This is a genomic window from Paraburkholderia sp. SIMBA_053 (genome assembly GCF_046534895.1).
Classification (GTDB): domain Bacteria; phylum Pseudomonadota; class Gammaproteobacteria; order Burkholderiales; family Burkholderiaceae; genus Paraburkholderia; species Paraburkholderia caledonica.
Genome location: NZ_JAWRXU010001382.1, coordinates 1 through 247, shown reverse-complemented (window position 1 = coordinate 247; position 247 = coordinate 1). Strand labels below are relative to the sequence as shown.

The following is a 247-nucleotide window of genomic DNA, read 5'->3' as shown; positions in this document are numbered from 1 at the left end:
GCTGCACCACGTGTTCGGCGAGAGCAACGGGGTCAAGGGCGCCTGGGGCCACGCGATCGGCGGCATGGGCGCGATCACCCAGGCGATGGCCGCGTGCTGCCGCGAGCGCGGGGTCGATATCCGTACCGGTTGTGGGGTGCGCGAGGTGATCGTCGAGCAGGGGCGGGCGACCGGCGTGGTCACGCTCGACGGCGAGCGCATCACCGCGCGCGCGGTCGTGGCCAACGTCAATCCGAAGCTGCTGTAC

Annotated in this window: 1 protein-coding gene; it reads left to right on the top strand. The window is 71.7% G+C overall.

The window, feature by feature from the left end:
- Nucleotides 1–247, top strand: a 247-nt coding sequence (locus SB753_RS40125; protein WP_410805559.1) for a phytoene desaturase family protein, incomplete at both ends; no start/stop codon positions are given.